Origin of the sequence: Leeuwenhoekiella palythoae (assembly GCF_900130045.1) — a bacterium.
Lineage (GTDB): Bacteria > Bacteroidota > Bacteroidia > Flavobacteriales > Flavobacteriaceae > Leeuwenhoekiella > Leeuwenhoekiella palythoae.
In genome coordinates, this window is sequence record NZ_FQXT01000001.1 from 311,971 (window position 1) to 333,445 (window position 21,475).

Below are 21,475 nucleotides of genomic sequence, written 5' to 3' on the forward strand. Positions count from 1 at the left end.
CACGATTTTAGGAAAAAGTAATCCTGTAAAATTAAACTATTTGAAAGTCAGAGTAAAGCTTGTAATTCTTAGAATCCCCCTAAAATTAGCTTTAGCGTTTAAGCGTAAAATGTGATTTGAACAGGCGCCCGTCTTCGAGTAGTACACTGAACCAGTAATCATCTGCAGGTAAGTTAGTACCACTAAATGTGCCATCCCAACCTTGTCCTAGCGGATTCAATTCTTTAAGCAATTTTCCGTATCTGTTAAAAATACGAATTACAGTACCGGGCTGAACCATTGCGCTAATTCCCTGCACTTGCCAGAAGTCGTGATATCCATCACCGTTGGGCGTAAAATATTTTGAAAAGCCAATGATGCTAAATTCCTGCGCTATTGCAGTACATCCATTTTTAGAGCGCACATACAGGATATGAAATCCCGGCGCAAGACCGTCGAAATATAGATCGTCTTGATACGGGCCTATTTCGTCATCTAAAGCAACTTCATATGCGCCATTCCCCGAAAGGGTGATCGTAGCCGTGTTGTTTTCGGTTGCATCAGTCACCTCGATATTTTCTATGATCGGTATTTCTTCTTCAATAATGGTTATGGTTGCCTCTCTGTAGCAGCCGGTATTTACATCTGTCACACGTATTGTATGACTTCCCGGTAAATTAGTTTCAAGATAAGGTGTGGTTTGTCCTTCCGGGAACCACTCGTAGCTATATGTTCGAGATGCATCGAGATTAGTATAATCGGGACTATAGGTTTGAATTTCCGGAAAAGAAGCGGCACAATAGATCGCTTCAGCAGCTAGTGAGAAATCAGGTCGAGGTATTAGGTTCAACTCTACTGTGCTAATCGCAAAACACGCATTATTGTTCTCCACGCGAGCAAAAACAGTCTCATTATATGCTGTTTGATTGGTATATAACTGCGGAAGCTCTAAAGCTGAATCTTCAAGCAAAGCTGCTTCTTCTGTGGGATAATAATGAACATCATAACTGCCGGTTAGTCCGCCTAAAACTTGAGCATCTGCCTGAGAAAGATCAAACTCGGCAAAGCCGGTATCATTTAAATCACAACCCTCAAGAAGTGCAGTGTTTGCGGTAGTACTACTAACTTGTAAGTCAATTGTATTGATGATTGAACAACCAGCCGGATTGGTGATCCGTGCATAGACGGTTTCAACGGGCGTGGTATTCTCATAACCTACGGGATCAATCGGATTGCTGCTAGTGTTCGCATCTGCAATCGTCTGGTAGTAAGCTACTTCAAAAGTGGTATCGCCACCGGTAAGCGTGCTTTCAACTTCGGTAAGGTTAAATATACTTAAACCATCTGCGGTAGCAGCATCTTCGCATTGTATCAATGAAATCCTAGAAACTGTTGGCGGATACGCATAGTACGTAACTTCTGCCACCCCTACTTTTTCACAACTACCGTCATTAGGGTCTAAACGAAATTCATAAGTTTCTGTATACGGTAAGCTTGCTGCGACCGGCTGTCGTATAGACAGCTGATTGCTTGTGGCCCCTGGAATCAGCACGTCATCGCGATACCAAGAATACGATGCTCCTGAAACCGGATCATACCCCAAAACGTAATTATCACCATCGCAAAGCGATAATTCTGTTGAGCTTAGGTCATTTTGAATGATGTCTAATTCATTAAACAATGATTGATTAAAAGGCGGCAATCCCTGATAACTGATACCACTACCTAAATTCACTGCTCGATCATTATAACTTGCCGCAAGCCCCGCCGCATTGGGATTTTCAATAGCTCCTAAATAGTTCAGTCCTTCGGTGTAGGATGCGCTCAGCGCTCTATAAATTTTACCGTTAGGCGCAAGTTGCAAACTTCCTCTAAAATATCCGCTTTCATTTAAAGACACTTGACTGCCACTGATGTCAGCAGCTTCTAGATCATACTGAATTAAAGAGGAAAAATGATTTCCCGCTCCCAGTTCAGTATCAGCATTGTTTGAACTTGCTGAATATAAATATTGATTATTGGGTGAAAATTCAACGCCATAGGCTGCAAAATTACTTCCGTTAATCGTTAGGCGTTGTGTATTGAATACTTGACCACTTTCTGAGTCAAATTCGGCTAAATACAAACCATCTGCAGCGTTAGCAATCGCAAGCTTGGTCCCATCTGGAGAAAACTTCAAATTTCCTCTGGGATCATTGGAGTTAAAACCGGCATTAGAACGCACCGCAGTTGTGTTTAACCCGGCCGAACTTAGCTGGTAAGCATAAAACGTATTAACTGTGGTTTGCGTACCCGATGCCGATGATAAGGTAACTAGCCACACACTATTATCATCACAGCTTTTAATCACGGCACTTAATTTTTCAGCAGCATAATTTAGAAGTCGGGTATTTTTATCTCTAACTATTCCATCAGGATTTGAAGTAAAATCGACTATAGAATAATTAACTCCTTGATGCACCTCTCCTACGCGTGTTACGGCATCTACGGTAAAAATGTAATAGATCCCAGGCGTATCGGGTTGCGGTATTATAAGTGCTGATTGTGTGCTTGAAGAATTGCCAAAAAGACCGGTCCCGTTTTGTAAAATACTGTGATCGCTACCATAAACGGTTGATCCATCGGTATAAAACAATAAGTTTCCGTCATCATCAGAAATAGATGCACAGCCTTCTAAGGTATACAAGCTGCCATCGGTTAATGCTCTTGGTGTCCCGGAACTAAAATTTAAACCTGCACCGCCGCCAAAATACCAGTTATTCGCTTGTCCTTGAGATCGGGCAACACTCCCCAGTAGCAGTCCTATAAGTCCAAAAAGTATAAGTTGGCGCATTAACTAAATTCCTGATTAATTAAATAGGAGCACAATTTAATGTATTAAAAATGCTTACCGAAGAACTATCGATATATCTTATATTTTTTCGGTTTAAGCTGAAAATGCTCTTGAGGAACGCTTCGATTTCTAAAGGTCACGTTTCATCAATAATCTATAGGCGCCGTAGATAAACAAGAAAATCCATACCGAAACTATACCAACTTCATACCAATGCACCGCGTAATCTATTTGAATATCTGCCTGTAATTGATTTGCGGCAGTCTCAATAAAATTCAAACGCTGAAAAGGTAAATTGATCAGGTTTTTCATCGCTTCCAGCGGAAAGAATTGCACGATTGCATCTGCTGTTTCAGCATTTATTTGCCAACGCAAAATTCCGTAAGAGATATTTTCGAAGATCCACCACACAAATAAAAAACCTAACGCGAACGCCGAACGTTTCACTAAAACACCTAAAAAAAGACAGAAAGAGAAGAACCCTACCAGCTTGAAGAAGTATGCAAGAAGAAATTCCATCTCTCGGGTAACGATGCTAAATTCAGTATAATCAGAAAACGAGTAGCCCAAGATCAATGTCATCACAAAAATGAACAGTGTAGATAAAGCAGCAAACGCGATCACCGTATAAAATTTAGACAGCATAAATTCTTTCTTGCTCAAGCCATCAATTAAATTTTGCTTGAGCGTTCTGTTGCTATATTCATTAGAAATCATCGAGACGATCACGATCGCCAGGAAAAACTTAAGCGTAGCCGCAACCCAAGTATTAAAATGCCAAATAAACGGGAAATTAAAAATTCCCTGATCTGCAATACGAATCTGAAAATCGCCCAGATTAAATTCTATCGAAGCGATAAGCGCAATAAATGATAAGATCACAAAATAGGCGATGCTCAGTACTTTTGAAGAGCGACTGTGTTTTAATTTATAAAATTCTATAGTGAGTAATCGTAGCATAAAATCTTAGTTAAGGTTGGCAGTAAGTTGTAAAAATTGTTCTTCAAGACTTTCTTTGCGCTTCACCAAATGGGAAAGCACAATGCCTTGAGTAAAAAGAAGCGTATTGAGTTCTTCGGCTGTAAGCGGATTTTTCAAAAATGCGGTTACGAGTCCGTTTTCTTCTTTTACTGAAGCAAAATCTTGGTGACGTTCTAGAACTTGAATAAGCTCAGTTTGCCGTTCACAACGTAATTCAAAAAAGCCGTGACTTGCGTTCAACTCATCTACCGGCCCTGCATACAGTTTCACTCCCTTTCTAATGATCACTACATGCGAACACACTTTCTCAACCTCATCCAGTAAATGTGAAGCGAGCAAAATCGTAGTACCACCACTAGCGATGTTCTTTATGATCTCTCGTATTTGGTGAATTCCCTGAGGATCTAAACCGTTTGTAGGTTCGTCTAAAATTAAAATCTCAGGATCATTTAAAAGCGCTGAAGCAATGGCCAAACGCTGCTTCATCCCCAAAGAAAATGTACTGAATTTACTGTCCTTACGATCCAGAAGGTGAACGATCTCTAGCTTTTCTTCAATCTTACTTGGGTCAACATCTTTAATGGTACAAACCAACTCCAAATTTTGAGCAGCGGTCATATACGGGTAAAAATTAGGACGCTCGATGATCGCTCCTACTTTTTTAAGCGCATTGTGGGTGGTGTCAGTTCCGTCAAACCATTTAAAGTTTCCCGAAGTTGCATTAACCACATTGAGGACCATTCCTAAGGTTGTAGATTTCCCACTTCCGTTAGGGCCTAAAATGCCGTAAACATTGCCTTTTTCAATAGTAAAACTCAGGTCGTTTACCGCTTTAACCTTTCCGTAATGTTTGGTGAGATTATTTAGTGTAAGAATTGTTTCCAAAAGCGTATTTTTAGAATTAACGTTCCCTAACAAGACGGTTTAGCTTATGTTTTGTTACATCGCATTAGTACCTTTACATCAGAATCACATTAGAAAATCAGTAGATTTTCTTTATCAAATTCATCAAAATTACCTGCTATGGAAGATAAATTAATGTCTCGTAAAAAGCCTACGTATCCCATTGGAGAACGCTTAGAAGAGTATTTGAACAAATACAATCGTTTGACGCAAATACCTGTTTTTTATGATGATCTTTTGCGGTTTTCCGGCGGAATAAATATTTATGATAAAAATGACAAAGACACTTTATGGATCAGTGTCTACTACCCGGAACACGAACGTAAAGAAATTGAAGAAAGCTTAAAACGCGTGTATGCGATTTTACATTCTGACGGAAACGAGAATGTGCTTCCTTTTTTAAGTGTGACGGCTATTGACTATTGTACGTTTGGAAACTCGAAGCCTTTCCGTATAAAGGTCAATAATATTTTTAATGATAACTATACGTATTTCTACGTAAAAAAAGCTGATGCAAGTCGTATTTATGGCTTGGACCTCGAGCATATTTTATCGCCTAACCGTATTAACTTTTTGGTCTATAAAGACACCTTAATCGAAGAACATATCGTGGGTATTCCCGGAGATGTTTTTATTTCTGATTATCTCGAAGAATGTGATGATGTGGGTAAAGCGCAGTTGGCTAAAGAATTTGTAAAGTTTAATGAACGTTGTATGATCTTGTTATTGGGAGATATGCGCTCGTATAATTATGTCGTGATCCCAACCCACGACTTTGATCATATTAAATATAAAATACGCGCTATAGATTTTGACCAGCAAGCTTACGAAGGAAATTTTAAAGTCTACAAGCCGCACATTTTTAAGGAAAACTTCAGAATGGTTGAGTTAGTTTCTAACCGGCTACGCGATAAATCTATTGAGCAATATCGCGAGGAAGAACGTGCGGTTCTCGCTAAGAGAATTATCACTTCAAAAAACAGACTACGCCGACTTTTAAAATGTATGACGCACGATAACATTTCTACCGAAGAAAATCTGAAAGAGTTACGTAGTCAGTTGTACGACTACACAATGGATATGAAATTTAAACGAGCCAAGTCTATGGGACAAATCGTAAAAACGGCTTTAGCTTTTGTTAAACGAAACTACGAAGATGTAAGTATGAAGCGTATTATGGAGGCGAGACAGTAAATCGACGTCAGTTACAATAGTCGCTTGGTTCTACGTTGAAGTATAAAAGTACTTTTTGCGTAATTTCTTTTTTAATCTACAAAGGTTTCTCTAAGTACTTCTTTACATTTTTTGATTTCAGCTTTTGTTAGATTTTCAAAAACTCTAATAATTCTAGCTTTATCAACAGTTCGGATTTGATCAATGGCAATCATTCCATTTTTACCATTATGTTTTACCGCAACTCTGGTGGGGTACCTTTTTAAATTTGTGGTCATAGGTGCAAGCACGATGGTATTCAAGTATTTATTCATTTCATTAGGTGAAACGATAACACAAGGTCTTGTCTTTTTTATTTCACTCCCTATCGTTGGATCTAGGTTTACAAGAACAATTGAGTATTGATTTAACTCCATTCCTCTAGGTTTTCGTCATCAAATACATCATTCATTAATAATTTGTCATCTCCGTTCTCACTCATTTTTTTAAATTCTTTTTCCCAATCCTTTCTCGGTGTTTTGATCGGTTTAAGAATTATCTGTCCTTTTTCAAGTATAAGTTCAACCTTATCCTTAATACCGTATTTTTCTAAAATGGTCTTACTTAAACGAAGTCCCTTTGAATTTCCAATTTTGATTATTGATGTTTCCATAATTTTAAAAGTTATTACAAAGTAACTACATTCGATAAATACTTCAAAATTAATACCCTAATAGTTATCCACTTAGCATTTAACTTTTAGCAGATCTATTGATAATAAAAGCGGCTTTGAAGCCGCTTTTCTATTTTAAACGCTGAATCTTTTTTAATACAAAATAGGTTTAAACTGTGTTTCTTCTTCATCCTCCTGACCGTATTTTGCAAAATTGGTGGCTGTTTCTATCAAAGCCAAGTGTGAATACGCTTGAGGGAAATTCCCTAGTAAACGTTTCGTTTTAAAATCAATATCCTCACTGAACAAGCCCAAATGGTTGCTATACGACAACAACTGATCAAAGTACTTTATCGCTTTTTGCTTCTGCCCTACCTTATATAAACTATCAATAAACCAGAATGTGCAAATGGTAAACGACGAGCTCGGTTCACCGAAGTCATCTTCATTTTTATAACGATACATCAAACCATCTTTACAAAGTTCGCGTTCGGTGGCTTCTACGGTAGATACAAAACGAGGATCTTTAGCATCAATAAAGCCATATTGCTCCATTAGGAGTGTCGAAGCATCCATATCTTTTGAACCGTAATACTGCGTGTAGGCCTGCATATCTTCATTCCAGGCGTTGTCGTGAATTTCGTCGTGAATTTCCTTACGCAACACATCCCAATCTTCAAGATGGCGTCTTCGGTTTAAGACTTCAGCAATTTTAATGGCGCGATCTACTGCCACCCAGCACAGTAATTTTGAGAACGTAAAGTGACGATCTTCGGTGCGCAATTCCCAAATTCCTTTATCGGGTTCTTGCCAATGGCGCTTAACGATTTTCACAATTCCGAGAACCACCGTCCACAGCTCTTCGCTATTTTCAAGTGTCGTTTCAAACTGAATAAATTGCTGATAGATCACTTCCATCAGAATTCCGTAGATATCATTTTGCTTTTGAACGTAAGCTGCATTACCAATGCGTACCGGTGCCGAATTTTTATAGCCTGAAAGATGATCTAGCGTATGCTCTGTGAGTTCCTTTTCTCCATTGATACCATACATAATTTGCATTTTCTCATCTTTATCAGGAAGCGTATCTATGATAAACTGAAGAAAATTCTGTGCATATTTAGTATGTCCTAAATTAGAGATCACCCGAATCACCATTGAAGCATCACGCACCCAACAAAAACGATAATCCCAGTTGCGGACTTCGCCTATAGTTTCGGGTAATGAAGTAGTTGCAGCAGCGAGAACGGCTCCAGATTTCTCAAACGTAAGCGCCTTTAAGGTAAGCGCGCTACGCATAATTTCGTTTTGATATAAAGGATATTTTGTGGTCGCTTCACTCCAGTTCATCCAGTATACTTTAGTACGCTGAAACTTCAAATATGCACGGTCTAGCGTTTGCTCCATCAGTTTTTCATGATAAGACATCAAGAGAAAAGCATTGCCGTCCAGGGTTATTTCTTTCTTAGTGAGGATAGCTTCCTTTTCTAGATTGGTATACAAATAAAGGGAATCGTATTTCCCTTCATTAGTATAACTTTCTATGTATTCCCCTTTATTTACAGTGATAGTTTCGGTACTGGCATATTCTAGTTTGGGATCGTAATTACACACAAATTTAGGCGCACCCTTAACTAATCGTATAAATCGAATTATGTCAGGTGGGGCGTAAAAAGAGCCGCTTCGCTTTTCATACCTGGGCATAAAATCAAACACCTCAAAAGCATCGGTACCATTATCGTACATCGTGCGTAAGATATTGGTTTGCCACATATATTGCTGGGTAATGGTGTAAGCGTCACTGACCTCAAAACTCTGTGAACCTCCTTTTTCTTCATCTAAAAGTTTAGCAAAAACCGAAGGTGAATCAAAAATGGGCAGACAACACCAATCTAAAGAGCCTTTGTCTGAGATAAGTGCTGCACTCTTGCAGTTGCCAATAATTCCATAATTCAAATTGTCCATAAGAGAATAAAAATTCTAAAGTTCTATTAAACGTATAGCCTAACCGCTACGATTTTCCGAAATTTAAGCAATCACAAAAAATCTAACCCTCCGATTACCTGTTTTTATGAGTAAAACTATCATTATTTCAAATCGACTGCCTTTACAATTACAAATTGACAATTATACCATCAAAGCGACGCCAAGCGTAGGTGGATTAGCAACCGGAATGAAATCTGTACATAGAGACAGTAACGGTGTCTGGATCGGTTGGACCGGCCTGACCGAAGAAGAAACGCCAGAAGAACTGGTAGATGAGGTTGTCGCTGCCGCAAAAAAAGAGCAGTGTGTACCTGTCTCACTTACCGAAAAAGACATTAATGGTTTCTACTATGGCTTTTCTAACCGTACAATTTGGCCGTTATTCCATTACTTTATGGAATATACCGAGTTTGAGAAGGAAAGCTATCAAACCTATGTTGAGGTTAATAAAAAATATGCAAATGTAGTTCTAGAGAACATCGAGGAAGGCGACACCGTATGGGTGCACGATTATCAATTGATGCTCTTGCCCGAGCTGATCAAAAAAGAGCGCCCCGATGTGCAGATTGGATTCTTTTTACACATTCCGTTTCCTTCTTATGAGGTTTTTAGAACGCTTCCGTGGAGAGTAGAAATTTTAAAAGGTCTGCTTGGTTCAGACCTTATTGGTTTTCATACTTATGATTATCAGCGTCACTTTTTAAGTTCGGTTTCGCGTATTCTGCGACAAGAAGTAAGTTTTAACGAGATTACCTTAAAAGATCGCATTGTCACGGTGAACTCCTACCCTATGGGAATTGACTATGAAAAATTTTCTGAAGCCGCTGCCAAGCACGATGCTGCTAAAAATCAGTCAGAGCTTCAGCGTCGCTTAGATTTACATATTGATTCGACTCCCGATGCAAAAATGATCCTATCTATAGACCGTTTAGATTATAGTAAAGGGATCGCCAATCGTATTCGCGCTTATGAATACTTCTTAGAAAAGTATCCGGAGTTTAAAGAAAAGGTACGCTTGGTGATGCTGGCTGTACCCTCGCGTTCTAATGTTCCGCAGTATCAGTTGTTGAAAAAAGAAGTAGACGAACTCGTAGGACGAATTAACGGAAAATTTGCAACCGTAAGCTGGACGCCCATCTGGTATTTCTACCGTTCAATGCCTTTTGAAAATCTAATCGATTTATATACTACTTGTGACGTCGCACTGCTGACACCGATTAGAGATGGAATGAATCTCGTTGCCAAAGAATATGTCGCTACCAGAACAGATAAAACGGGAGTACTTATTCTTAGTGAAATGGCCGGTGCTGCGCAAGAAATGAGCGAAGCACTGATCATTAATCCGAATAACTTTGAAGAGATCGCCGATGCACTAAAACAGGCGATGGAAATGCCCGAAGCAGAACAGATCAAGCGCAACAAATTTCTTCAAAAACGTTTAAAGCGCTATAATGTGGAGAAGTGGGCGCACGATTTTATGCATTCATTAGAAGACACCGCTCATAAATCTGATATTGTAAAAGCAATACGTATGCGTCAAGATCAAGAAGAAGAAATGTTCAACGCTTATAAAGCTTCACAAAAACGTATTTTGTTTTTAGACTATGACGGGACTTTAAGAGGTTTTGTAAACAACCCGGAAGATGCAAGCCCTGATGAAGAACTACTCGAGTTAACAAAAACAATTCACAGTCAAGAAAATACTGAGGTGGTGATCATTAGCGGTCGCGATCGCCATACACTAGGGACTTGGTGGCAAGATGTGCCTATCACGCTCATCGCAGAACACGGCGTTTGGAAACGTCCTGTGGGCGGAGAATGGGCAGTAACAGAAAATCTTAAAAATGATTGGATGGAAACGGTGCGTCCTATTCTTGAAAAATATGTTGACCGCACCGCAGGTACATTTATCGAGGAGAAAAATTATTCATTGGCTTGGCATTACCGCAATGCCGATCCCGACTTAGGCGAAAAACGCGCCAGTGAACTTTCAACCGTATTGAAAGAACTTTCGGCGAATAACGAACTTGGAGTTCTTGACGGAAATAAAGTATTGGAAATTAAAGACAGTACCATTCATAAAGGGAAAGCGGTGACCAAGCATATTTTCGGTAAAGACTACACGTTTAAATTTGCGATAGGTGATGATTGGACTGATGAATACATGTTTCACGACCTTCCTGACGATGCATTTACGATCAAAGTGGGACTTCAAAAAACAGCAGCAAAATATTATGTAGACGATACCGACCGTGTACGAGACTTGCTTAAAAAGTTTGCTGCATCCTAGTAAACTAACTCAAGGCAGGCATAGGTGGTATTTCAGCCTTTGGTGATGCCAATAAATTAGCATAAATTTATCACGAGCAGTATTTTTTCTAATACTGCTCGTACTTTTTTTAACCCTAAATAACAATATGAAGTATCCTTTTACCCTCGCTTTTCTTTGCTGTTTCACAGCTTTATTTGCCCAAAACAATGTGCCTTCAGAAACAGATTTACGTATTTACAGCATCATCGATGCGGTTTCTGCAGATCGAATTGAAAAAGATGTACGCACGCTCGCCGGCTTTGGAACTCGAAATACCTTTAGCGATACCCTTAGCGACACCCGTGGCATTGGCGCGGCACGCCGCTTTATAAAAGCTGATTTTGAAAAAACATCTGAAAATTGTGGTGACTGCCTTGAAGTTTTTTATCAGAAAGATCTGGTAACTCCAAGTATGGGCAGCCGTATTCCAAAACAAACCTATGTGGTGAATGTTGTGGCAATTCAACGAGGAACAAAATATCCTAATCGGTTTATCATTATGAGTGGTGATATAGATTCTCGCGGGAGCGATGCAACCGATTTTACAACTGATGCTCCGGGTGCAAACGACAATGCAAGCGGAATGGCGGGCACTATGGAAGCTGCGCGCGTTTTGTCTAAATACAAATTTGAAAACAGCATCATTTATGTTGGTCTGTCTGGTGAAGAGCAAGGCTTATTTGGTGGTAAAGGACTTGCAGATTATGCAACCGCACAAGGCTGGGACATCATCGGGATTCTAAACAATGATATGATAGGAAATATCAAAGGGGTAGACGGTGTGATCAGCAATCGCGATTTTAGAATTTTTTCTGAACCGGTTCCTGCAAATGAAACCGAAAATCAACGCAGGGCCCGAAGATTTTATGGTGGAGAAGTTGACGGAAATTCGCGCCAACTGGCCCGCTATGTACATAAAAATGTAAAAGATTATATGCCGGAAATGAACCCGATGATGATCTATCGTTTAGATCGTTTTGGTCGCGGCGGACACCACAGACCTTTTAATGATCTGGGCTTCGCCGGAATTCGCATAATGGAAGCACATGAAAATTACACCCAGCAGCATCAAGATATTCGCACGGAAGGTGGTATCGCTTACGGGGATGTAGTAGAACACGTTAATTTCCCGTATGCAGCAAAACTTACCGCTGTAAATGCGATCAACTTAGCTAGCTTAGCTTGGGCACCACCAGCTCCTGAAACTGTTGAGATTGGTGGTATTGTAGAAGCAGATGTAAAACTCAAATGGAGCAAAGTAGACGGAGCTTTTGGTTATAAAATCTATTGGCGTGACACTACCTCTCCTACTTGGGATCACAGCCGCTATGTGGGTGATGTTTCAGAAATCACTTTAGACGGAATTGTAATTGACAATTCATTCTTTGGTGTTGCTGCTGTAGGTGCTAACGGTCACGAAAGTGTCGTGGTTTTTCCTAATGCTATTATGCGCTAATTTTTCTTTTTTTGGAACAACATTTGAATTACAGTTTTTAAATACTCAAAATGCATAAACTATTTTCAATGCTTTTAGGCTTCTTTTGCCTGACTGCATTTGCTCAAGAGCACCAATTCACACATGAAGACACCCTAAAAGGAAGTATTACGCCAGAACGGGCGTGGTGGGATGTCAGCCATTATAGTTTAAAAGTGACTGTTGATCCTGACAATAAGTTCATTTCTGGTTCAAATACCATCACCTATAAAGTACTAGAGCCCTATCAAACCTTGCAAATTGACTTGCAAGAACCGATGAAAATTTTGAGCGCTACTCAAAATGACAAGAAATTAGCGATCAAAAAAGATGGCGCAGCCTATTTTATTTCACTACAGAAAAAACAGAAAAAAGAAGCTTCTAATAAAATTACCATAGCTTTTGAAGGCAAACCGGTAGAAGGAGCACGCCTTCCTTGGGACGGTGGCTGGACCTGGCAAAAAGACGCCAAGGGTAAAGCCTTTGCAGCTAATGCTAATCAGGGTATTGGCTCTTCCATCTGGTGGCCTAATAAAGATATTCCTTATGATGAGGTTGAAAGTTTAGACTTATACATTACAGTTCCTAAGGGCTTGACTGCTGTAGGAAACGGTACATTGGTTGATTCTTCTTCAACTACTGATAAGAATAGGTTTCATTGGAGTGTTGAAAATCCTATCAATAGTTATGGCATAAGTGCTGACATTGCTGATTATGCGCATTTTTCAGAGACTTATAAAGGTGAAAAAGGTCCGCTTGATCTAAACTTTTATGTACTTAAAGAAAATCTTGACAAAGCTCAAGAACAGTTTAAGCAGGTACCAATGATGCTCGAAGCTTTTGAGCATTGGTTTGGACCGTATCCGTTTTATGAAGATGGGTACAAATTGGTTGAAGTGCCTTATTTAGGAATGGAACATCAAAGTAATGTGACGTACGGAAACAAATATGAAAACGGCTATTTAGGCCGTGATCTTTCGGGTACTGGATGGGGTTTAAAATTTGATTTTATTATCATTCATGAAAGTGGTCACGAGTGGTTCGCCAACAACATCACCAATAAAGATGTTGCAGATATGTGGGTACACGAAGGCTTTACGGCATATTCTGAAAATCTATATTTGGATTATTTCTTCGGAAAAGAAGCTTCAGCAGATTATGTTATAGGAACCCGAAGCGCTATCCGTAACGATCGCCCTATTATAGGCACCTATGGGGTAGATCACGAGGGAAGCGGTGATATGTATTATAAAGGGGCTAATGTTCTGCACACCCTGAGACAACTCGTTGAGGATGATGAAAAGTGGCGTACGATTCTACGCGGATTAAATAAAGAATTTTATCATCAAACCGTTACCACCGCTCAGATTGAAAACTATATTAGCGAACAAAGCGGGATTGATCTAACGGAATTCTGGGAGCAATATTTACGTACAACGATGATTCCGGAGTTAGAATATTCTATTGATGGGAATACGTTAAAATTCCGCTATGCGGATATTGTGGAAGGTTTTGATATGCCAATTCAAATTCACGTAAATGAACAGAAAGAATGGATTTATCCTTCAGCAGCATGGAAAACCAAGTCCTTTGATGCGCCGATCACCGATTTTAATATTGATCGTAATTTCTATATCGAATTTGAAGAGATCAACTAGTAATGACCAAACCCAAGCGTCCACTACTCTATTTTAAAAATGCCGAAGAATGGCGCGCCTGGCTGCATGAAAATCATGAAAGTGATACCGGAGTCGATCTTGTGTTCTACAAGGTGACCTCTCAACAACCCAGTATGCGCTGGGAAGAAGCGGTTCAAGTCGCAATCTGTTACGGCTGGATCGACAGCACCGTAAGAAAAATTGATGAAGACAGGCGTAAGCAGTACTTCTGTAAGCGAAATGCCAAAAGCGTTTGGAGCGCCGTAAACAAAGCCTATATTGAACAATTAGTTCAAGATGGTCTAATGCACAAAAGTGGTCATAAATCTATTGAAATTGCAAAAGAAAACGGTTCGTGGACGGCTTTAGACGATGTAGAAAACGGAATCATCCCGGAAGATCTTCAAGAGGCATTTAATAACATTCCTAAAGCTTTTGAGAACTACGAAAATTTTGCCCGGGGCTATCGCAAAAGCTATTTGTATTGGCTCAATCAAGCTAAGAGAGAAGCGACACGGCAGAAACGTATTGAACAAATTATTACGCTCTGCGAACAAAATTTGAAGCAACGCTTGTAAACCACAAAAAGCCCAATGTAAATAACATTGGGCTTTTTCATCTAAACACAAATGCTTAGCGCATTTTTATTTTACTGAAAACTTAAAGCTTGTAGTTGTGCTATACGTTTCTCCCGGTTTTAAAACAGTAGATGGAAATTCAGACTGGTTAGGTGAATCTGGGTAATGCTGTGTTTCTAAACAGAAACCACTTCTTAAAGCATAAGTACCTTCGCCTCCTTTTTGCGGTAAAGTCCCGTCTAAGAAATTTCCGGTATAAAACTGAATCGCAGGCTCTGTGGTCATCACTTCTAAGAATCTTCCACTTCGTGGATCATAAGCTGTAGCGGCTAAATGCATCGCTCCGCTTTCATCATTTAAAACCCAGCAATGATCATAACCCTGCCCTTTTTTAAGTTGATCGTTTTCAGCTTCAATTTCTGCACCAATCGCTTTCGCTTCACGGAAATCAAAAGGTGTACCTTCAACAGCACGCAACTCCCCTGTTGGAATCAAAGTTTCATCAACCGGTAAATAATGATCTGCATTCAACATTACTTCGGTATCTAAAATGGTATTATCAAAATCCCCAGATAAGTTGAAATACGAGTGCTGAGTAAGATTTACAACCGTTGCCTTATCTGTAGTTGCCTCATAATCTACTTTAAGCGTATTGTCCGCCTGAAGTGTATAAACAACAGTAGTTTCTAAATTCCCCGGATAGCCTTGATCCCCATCAGGACTGGTATAAGTCAACTTCAAGCCTACGTTATCGCCGTCTTCAATTTCCTCAGCGGTCCAGACTACTTTATCAAAACCTTTTCCACCGTGCAGACTGTTTGGTCCGTCGTTAGTTGGTAATTGATATTCTTCACCATCAATAGAAAATTTTCCTTTAGCAATACGGTTCCCATAGCGCCCGATCAAAGCTCCAAAAAAAGTTGGATTTCCGGTCGTAGTATATTCCTCTAAAGTATCATAACCGAGTACTACATCTTGAAACGTGCTGTCTTGGCTAGGTGCCTTTAAGCTGGTAATAATACCACCGTACGTGATGATATCCACTTCCATTCCATTGGCGTTAACAAGGCTGTATTTTTCAACAGCAATGCTATCTGGCGTCATACCAAAGTCTGACTTGGTAATGCTTGCTTCTGGCATTTCTGCCACCACGGCGGTTTCTTCTTTCTTCGGCTCATTTTTACAATTTACCATCGAAAGCGCCATTCCTAATACAACAGGAACAAGTAAAAGATTTCTATTTAATTTCATAATTCGATTATTTAAAACTTACATACGATGCTGAAAGATATGATAATAAGCTTCGTTAGCATTTATCGTATCCTTAAAATCACGCACTCGGGTTTGATCGTCGATCACAAGTAATTCGATGCCTGCGATATCGGCAAAATCTTCCATAAATTCAGTTGTTACCGCCTGGCTATACACGGTATGGTGGGCGCCTCCTGCGTGAATCCAGCTTGTTGCGGCGATGTCAAGATTTGGTTTACAATCCCAAAGTACACGCGCTACCGGTAAATGCGGAAGATCTGCTTCCGGCTTAACGGCTTCAACTTCGTTTACGATTAGACGAAAACGGTTACCCATATCAACTAATGAAGCATTAATCGCAGGTCCTGCCGGTGAATTGAACACCAAACGCGCCGGATCCTCTTTACCGCCAATTCCTAATGGATGTACTTCACATTTTGGTTTAGCATCTGCGATAGATGGACAAATCTCCAACATATGTGAACCTAGCACATAAGAACCTTGTGGTGTGAAGTGGTAGGTGTAATCTTCCATGAACGAAGTTCCGCCTTCAAGACCAATAGCCATCACTTTCATCGCACGCGTCAAGGCTGCTGTTTTCCAGTCTCCTTCTCCACCAAAACCGTAACCATCTGCCATAAGGCGCTGCGTAGCGATTCCCGGTAATTGTTTCAATTCACCAAGATTTTCAAACGTATCTGTAAACGCTCCAAAACCACCTTCTTCTAAAAAGGCTCTTAAGCCTAATTCAATTTTTGCTGCATCAACTAAAGACTGGCGCTTCTCACCCCCTTCTTTAATAGAATCGTGCAGTTCATATTCGGTTTCATAGGTTTTTAATAACGCATCAAGATCTTCTTGCTTAATCTCATTGATCTTCGCCACAATGTCTGAAGAATCAAATCCGTTTACGGTAAACCCAAAACGCATTTGTGCTTCTACCTTATCTCCTTCAGTTACTGCAACCTCGCGCATATTATCGCCAATACGGGCTACTTTAAGGTTTTGGAATTCATTCCATCCTAAAGCTACGCGTGTAAATACGCCTAATTTCTTTTGCACTCGAGCATCTTGCCAGTGGCCTACAACAACCTTGCGTTTTTTACGCATACGCGACATCATAAAACCAAATTCACGATCACCGTGGGCAGATTGATTAAGATTCATAAAATCCATATCAATCTCGCCCCAAGGGATTTCTGCATTAAATTGTGTGTGTAAATGGCAGACAGGCTTTTGAAGAATATTCAATCCTTTAATCCACATTTTCGCCGGTGAAAATGTATGCATCCATAAAATTAAACCGATGCAATTTTTGTTACTATTGGCCTCAAGACATAAATCAGTGATTTCGGTTGGTGTAGTAACCAGATCTTTATAAACGATCTTAACAGGTACAGCCGCAGCGTCGTTAAGTCCTTCTGAAATTTTCTTAGAGTGATCTGCTACTTGTTTTAAAGCTTCCGCTCCATATAAATGTTGACTTCCGGTTACAAACCAAACCTCAAGATGATCAATGTTATAATTCATAATTTCTAATATAATGTGCTTTATTTAAATATTGATTAGGAGAAATAAACGTAAATACTTACCACTGCGATGCAAATCACAACGCCTGCCGGTTTTAAGTATTTCCAAGGGGTAATATCAACCTGGCGGGTGTATTCTTCAAGATAATCTGTTTGACGTGGAAAGAATTTACTCACGGTAAACAAGATGATAAGAACCAACACAAAGATGATTCCCATAATATGTAAGAAACTTGGGAACGCGTCTTTAGCCACCATTGCTAGTTCTGACGCATCAGTTACCCCAGAGAGTTCTGCGGCCGCTACTGCATTGCCGGCGATAATAGGTTTTACAACGTAAAGCGTGACCAGATACGTTACTACTGCAAAAACAATTGCGATATTGGCAGCTTTTCCTGAAACACGTTTGGAGAAATACCCAACCAAAATGATCGCAAGAATAGGTACACTAAACGAACCATTTAATTCTTGAAGGTAGTTGAAAATACCACCTTCTACTCCGTAAAGTAAGGGTGCCAACGCCATAGAAAAAATGGCTAAAAAGATACCGAAGGTTTTTCCTGCGCGTACCACTTGTTTTTCTGAAGCATTATTGTTGAAATACTGTTTATACAAGTCCAGACCGAATAAGGTTACAGAACTGTTTAGGGCGGAGTTAAACGAACTCAAGATCGCACCAAACAATACAGCTGCAAAGAATCCTACAAACGCGGTTGGTAGTACTGCTTTTACAAGCATCGGGTACGCTTCATCTGCATTGTCAAGGTTTCCGTTGAAATATTCAAAAGCAATTACTCCAGGCAGTACAACAATAATAGGACCTAATATCTTTACAATAGCTGCAAGGCATAAACCTTTTTGCCCTTCGGCTAAATTTTTTGCTCCAAGTGCACGCTGAATGATCGCTTGATTGGTTCCCCAATAGTAGAAGTTCACGATAAGCATACCTGTGAATAAAGTAGTCCACGGCACAGACGAATTAGGTCCGCCTAGGATTTCAAACTTTTCAGGAAGATTAGTAGTTACTACATTCAACCCTTCAAAAACGCTTCCGTTACCTACAGCCATCAAACCGAAAACAGGAATTAATAAACCTCCTACGATCAGACCAACAGCATTAATCGAGTCAGAGACCGCAACAGCTTTTAATCCACCAAAAATGGCATAAATAGATCCTATAAGTCCAATTCCCCAAACGGTTACCCAAAGCGCAGCTTCGGGATCAAGTCCCATACGCTCCGGAATATCAAACATCGTATTGATCGCCAAAGCTCCCGAATACAATACCGTGGGAAGCATCGAGATCGCATAGGCCATCAAAAACAGGATGGACACAATCGTTTTCGTAAGTTTTCCGTAGCGTTTCTCTAAAAATTGAGGAATAGTAGAAATTCCGCCTTTTAAATATTTTGGGAGCAAAACAAAAGCCGTAAATACCATAGCCACAGCGGCAACGATTTCATAAGCTGCAATGAGTATTCCTTCGCTAAAACCTACCCCGTTTGTACCTATGATTTGTTCGGTAGAAAGGTTGGTTAATAAAAGTGAACCTGCGATCACAGGTCCGGTAAGACTACGACCCCCCAGAAAGTATCCGTCAGAAGTTGTTTCATCAGTCTTACGCGAAGCGAAATAAGAAATAACCGCAACCAGAAGGGTAAACGCGGCAAATGTGATTAATCCCATAATTTGAAATTGTAATTGATTAGTTTAACGATTAGCAGCCCTGCCCATAATAAGCATCCTTACCGTGCTTGCGCTCATAATGCTTTTTTATAAGCGAATCTTTAAGTCTTGGTGCATTAGGATTGATCTGAAGTGTCAATTGCGCCATACGGGCAACTTCTTCTAGAACCTTGCTGTTATAAACTGCTTTTGCAGCAGTTTCACCCCAAGCAAAAGGACCGTGGTTACCCAAAAGTACCATATTAACCTCTTTATAATCCAAACCTTTGTCTTTAAAACAGTCTAGAATCTGAATCCCGGTGTTGTGTTCATAATTCCCGGAAATAAGGTCGTCGTGCATCGGCGGCGCACACGGGATATCTGCCGTCAGATGATCTGCGTGCGTGGTTCCAAAAATAGGAATGTCCATCTGTGCCTGAGCCCAAGCTACCGAATAGGTTGCGTGCGTGTGTGCAATACCGCCCACATCTTCCCAATGCTTGTATAAATAGGCGTGTGTTTTGGTATCTGAAGAAGGTCGTTTGACACCTTCTACAATGTTGTTATCATAATCAACGATAACAATATCTTCCGGTTTTAAGGTTTCGTAGGGTACTCCACTAGGTTTAATGGCAAAGACACCATTTTTACGATCTACCGCGCTTACGTTACCAAAAGTGTAAATAACCAGACCTAAAGCGTCTAGCTCCATATTAGCTTCGTAGCATTCTTCCTTTAAAGATTTATACATGTTCTTTGATGTTCTTTTTCGATTTGGTAATATTTTTCTCTACAAAATCACTTAAGACTTCGTAACGCTGCATCAGCTCAGCATATTCTGCCAAGTGTTCTTCCTGCGGAAGGTATTCTGCTTCATAATCACTTCCTAAAGTTTTACTGGCTTCAATGACATTAGGATAAATGCCTGCAGCAACAGCAGCGTAAACAGCCGCTCCTAAAGCCGGAGCTTGATCTGAAGCAGCAACTTTGATAGGTACATTGAGCGTATTTGCCAATGATTGCATAATAAATTTAGATTTACGGGCAACACCGCCAATACCTACAACAGATTTGATCTCGATACCTTCCTCATCAAAACGGTCTAAGATCTTTTTAGAACCGAAGCAAATCGCATTTACTAAGGCTTTAAAGATATGCGGAGCACGCGTTCCCATATTCAGGTTGGTGATCGCAGCCTCAAGCTCTTGATTTGCATCTGGAGTTCTTCTTCCGTTGATCCAATCTAGAGCAACGGGAATCGCTTCATTATGCGGAATCGCTTCTGCTGCATCAGATAATTTTCTGATAAAATCAGATTCTATTTCTTCTTTTAGTTGCTCCTTTTGTTCTGCGGAAAGGATATCTGAAGTAAGCACAAGATTATCAATTGGCCAACTCAATACATCTTTAAACCAAGCCAGCAAATCCCCAAAAGCAGATTGTCCTGCTTCTAGCCCTACAGCGCCCGGTATTACAGAGCCGTCAACCTGACCACAAATACCGCGAACGGTTTTATCGTGAACGACATCTGGTGACGAAATGCTTATATCACACGTTGATGTTCCCATTACGCGCACCAGTGTATGCTCTTCAACTTTAGCTCCAACAGCTCCAGCGTGTGCATCAAAAGTTCCTACTGCGATTTTAGTTGCGGTAGAAAGGCCTAATTTTTCAGCCCAAGCGGCGCTTAAGTGACCGGCAACCTCATCAGAAGTAAAAGTTTCAGTATAAAGTCTGCCTCTTAATTCTGCCAGATAAGGGTCTAGTTTTTCTAAAAATTCTTCAGGTGGTAAGCCACCCCAGCTCTCGTGCCACATAGCTTTGTGTCCGGCTGCACAGCGACTGCGTTTAAAATCTTCTAAGGCTACGTTTTCAAGCAGCGCAAAAGTGATCCAATCGCAATGCTCCATCCAGGAGTATGCCGCTTGCTTCACAGGTTCGTCTTCACGCACTACGTGTAAAATCTTAGCCCAAAACCATTCTGAAGAATAGATTCCTCCTTCATATTTTGTAAAATCTTCACCGCCCCAAGTACGTGCGAGATGATTGATCTCGTTCGCTTCAGCGATTGCGGTATGATCTTTCCAGAGTACCATCATCGCATTAGGATTTTCTTCAAAACCTTCGGTGAGCGACAAAGGAATTCCTTCTTTGGTAACCGGAATAGGTGATGATCCGGTCGTATCAATACAAATTCCTTTTACAGCTTCAGCCGAAACACCACTTCTTGAAACTACCGCTTTTATGGTTGCTTCTAAACCTTCTAAAAGATCTAAAGGATGCTGGCGAAAACGATTTTCTGAAGCGTCACAGAATAAACGCTGTTTCCAGCGTTTATAATAGCTTACTTCTGCTTCTATCTCTGTTCCTGTAACGGCATCAATGAGAACTGCACGTACAGAATCTGATCCATAGTCAAGACCAATTACATATTCTTTCATAAACTAAAATCTTACTGCCTAACAAATCTACTATAATCTATTTAAAAATGTATATTTCACA

At 40.1% G+C, this 21,475-nt stretch carries 16 protein-coding genes; 5 read left to right on the forward strand and 11 right to left on the reverse strand.

Annotated elements, in window-relative coordinates; translation table 11 throughout:
- Positions 1-91: 91 nt before the first annotated feature.
- The 3 genes from BUA96_RS01380 to BUA96_RS01390 form a co-directional block, all read right to left on the reverse strand.
- The gene (locus BUA96_RS01380; protein WP_072979564.1) at positions 92-2,812 is read right to left on the reverse strand and encodes a T9SS type B sorting domain-containing protein; all 2,721 of its coding nucleotides are present in this window, start codon (positions 2,810-2,812) and stop codon (positions 92-94) included.
- Between the two features lie 129 nt (positions 2,813-2,941).
- Positions 2,942-3,772 carry an ABC transporter permease gene (locus BUA96_RS01385; RefSeq protein ID WP_072979566.1) on the reverse strand — a complete coding sequence of 277 codons (831 nt, stop codon included), beginning with the start codon at positions 3,770-3,772 and terminating at the stop codon, positions 2,942-2,944.
- Positions 3,773-3,778: 6 nt separating this feature from the next.
- Complete coding sequence (locus BUA96_RS01390) at positions 3,779-4,678, reverse strand: ABC transporter ATP-binding protein (RefSeq protein ID WP_072979568.1); 900 nt, start codon at positions 4,676-4,678, stop codon at positions 3,779-3,781.
- 138 nt (positions 4,679-4,816) lie between these two features.
- Here BUA96_RS01390 and BUA96_RS01395 point away from each other — a divergent pair, with 138 nt between their 5' ends.
- Complete coding sequence (locus tag BUA96_RS01395) at positions 4,817-5,890, forward strand: hypothetical protein (protein ID WP_072979570.1); 1,074 nt, start codon at positions 4,817-4,819, stop codon at positions 5,888-5,890.
- A gap of 71 nt (positions 5,891-5,961) precedes the next feature.
- Here BUA96_RS01395 and BUA96_RS01400 read toward each other — a convergent pair whose 3' ends face one another.
- The 3 genes from BUA96_RS01400 to BUA96_RS01410 all read right to left on the reverse strand — a co-directional run bounded on the left by BUA96_RS01400 (position 5,962) and on the right by BUA96_RS01410 (position 8,486).
- On the reverse strand, positions 5,962-6,285 hold the full coding sequence (locus BUA96_RS01400; RefSeq protein WP_072979572.1) for a type II toxin-antitoxin system PemK/MazF family toxin: 324 nt from the start codon (positions 6,283-6,285) through the stop codon (positions 5,962-5,964).
- Positions 6,276-6,521: an AbrB/MazE/SpoVT family DNA-binding domain-containing protein gene (locus tag BUA96_RS01405; RefSeq protein ID WP_072979574.1), complete on the reverse strand. Its 246-nt coding sequence runs from the start codon at positions 6,519-6,521 to the stop codon at positions 6,276-6,278. The genes BUA96_RS01400 and BUA96_RS01405 overlap by 10 nt, the downstream gene beginning before the upstream one ends.
- A gap of 153 nt (positions 6,522-6,674) precedes the next feature.
- Complete coding sequence (locus BUA96_RS01410; RefSeq protein ID WP_072979576.1) at positions 6,675-8,486, reverse strand: glycoside hydrolase family 15 protein; 1,812 nt, start codon at positions 8,484-8,486, stop codon at positions 6,675-6,677.
- A gap of 106 nt (positions 8,487-8,592) precedes the next feature.
- On the opposite strand from BUA96_RS01410, the gene BUA96_RS01415 reads away from it, so the two are divergent.
- The 4 genes from BUA96_RS01415 to BUA96_RS01430 all read left to right on the forward strand — a co-directional run bounded on the left by BUA96_RS01415 (position 8,593) and on the right by BUA96_RS01430 (position 14,528).
- Complete coding sequence (locus tag BUA96_RS01415) at positions 8,593-10,797, forward strand: bifunctional alpha,alpha-trehalose-phosphate synthase (UDP-forming)/trehalose-phosphatase (protein WP_072979578.1); 2,205 nt, start codon at positions 8,593-8,595, stop codon at positions 10,795-10,797.
- A gap of 127 nt (positions 10,798-10,924) precedes the next feature.
- Positions 10,925-12,274, forward strand: coding sequence for a M28 family peptidase (locus BUA96_RS01420; RefSeq protein ID WP_072979580.1), 1,350 nt, complete (start codon positions 10,925-10,927; stop codon positions 12,272-12,274).
- Positions 12,275-12,324: 50 nt separating this feature from the next.
- On the forward strand, positions 12,325-13,950 hold the full coding sequence (locus tag BUA96_RS01425) for a M1 family metallopeptidase (RefSeq protein ID WP_072979582.1): 1,626 nt from the start codon (positions 12,325-12,327) through the stop codon (positions 13,948-13,950).
- A gap of 2 nt (positions 13,951-13,952) precedes the next feature.
- Positions 13,953-14,528, forward strand: coding sequence for a YdeI/OmpD-associated family protein (locus BUA96_RS01430; protein WP_072979584.1), 576 nt, complete (start codon positions 13,953-13,955; stop codon positions 14,526-14,528).
- 66 nt (positions 14,529-14,594) lie between these two features.
- Here the strand turns inward: BUA96_RS01430 and BUA96_RS01435 are convergent, their stop codons facing one another.
- The 5 genes from BUA96_RS01435 to BUA96_RS01455 are packed head-to-tail and all read right to left on the reverse strand — an operon-like array spanning position 14,595 to position 21,414.
- On the reverse strand, positions 14,595-15,779 hold the full coding sequence (locus BUA96_RS01435; RefSeq protein ID WP_072979585.1) for an aldose epimerase family protein: 1,185 nt from the start codon (positions 15,777-15,779) through the stop codon (positions 14,595-14,597).
- An 18-nt stretch (positions 15,780-15,797) separates the two neighbouring features.
- Positions 15,798-17,309 (reverse strand): L-arabinose isomerase, encoded by a 1,512-nt coding sequence (araA, locus tag BUA96_RS01440; RefSeq protein WP_072979586.1) that lies wholly within the window; start codon positions 17,307-17,309, stop codon positions 15,798-15,800.
- 35 nt (positions 17,310-17,344) lie between these two features.
- A complete protein-coding gene (locus tag BUA96_RS01445) occupies positions 17,345-18,994 on the reverse strand; it encodes a solute:sodium symporter family transporter (protein WP_072979587.1) in 1,650 nt (549 codons plus the stop codon).
- 31 nt (positions 18,995-19,025) lie between these two features.
- A complete protein-coding gene (locus tag BUA96_RS01450; RefSeq protein WP_072979589.1) occupies positions 19,026-19,724 on the reverse strand; it encodes an L-ribulose-5-phosphate 4-epimerase in 699 nt (232 codons plus the stop codon).
- Positions 19,717-21,414, reverse strand: a complete 1,698-nt coding sequence (locus BUA96_RS01455) for a ribulokinase (protein WP_072979591.1) — start codon at positions 21,412-21,414, stop codon at positions 19,717-19,719. Before BUA96_RS01455 ends, BUA96_RS01450 begins: the two co-directional genes overlap by 8 nt.
- Positions 21,415-21,475: the final 61 nt, after the last annotated feature.